The organism is Nocardia grenadensis NBRC 108939 (genome assembly GCF_001613445.1).
Classification (GTDB): Bacteria; Actinomycetota; Actinomycetes; order Mycobacteriales; family Mycobacteriaceae; genus Nocardia; species Nocardia grenadensis.
Genome location: NZ_BDCJ01000057.1, coordinates 1 through 578 on the forward strand (window position 1 = coordinate 1; position 578 = coordinate 578).

A 578-nucleotide genomic window follows, 5' to 3' on the forward strand; every position below is an offset into this window, starting at 1 on the left:
CGGCGCGGGGAAGCGTTGGGGTTGCGGTGGACGGATGTCGATCTGATCCGGGGCACTCTCAACCTGGAACAGGCCCTGTACCGGGTGGGCGGTGAGCTAGGTATCCACGCGCTGAAAACCGACAGCTCGGCGGCCTCGATCCCTCTCCCGTCCAAACTGGTCGAGATTCTCGTCCGGCACAAGCGCGAGCAGTTCGCGGACAAGGAGCTGCGGGAAGCGAACAAGCTCGGCCTGGTGTTCACCTCGACCCGGGGGACTCCGCTGGAGCCACGCAACGTGAACCGTGTATTCGCCGACCTGGTGAAGAAGGCGGGTGTGCGGCCGATCCGCCTGCACGATCTCCGGCATTCCTGCGCGACCCTGCTGTTCACAATGGGTGTGGACGCGGCGACGGTGCAGCGGATCCTGCGGCACAGCTCCATCACGGTGACCACCGGCGTCTACCTCGAGGTGATCGAGCAGGTGCAGCGGGAAGCGGTGGCCGGGATGGACGACCTTTTTGCGTGACTGGTGTCAAGAACTGGTGTCAAACAAACTCAGAGGCCCTCTCCGATTTCTCGGAAAGGGCCTCTGACCTG

The 578-nt window shown here is 63.8% G+C and carries 1 protein-coding gene; it reads left to right on the forward strand.

Annotated elements, in window-relative coordinates; all coding sequences use genetic code 11:
- Positions 1-507: site-specific integrase (locus tag NGR01S_RS29690; protein ID WP_157107514.1), on the forward strand; the 507-nt coding region annotated here is incomplete at its 5' end.
- Positions 508-578 lie beyond the last annotated feature (71 nt).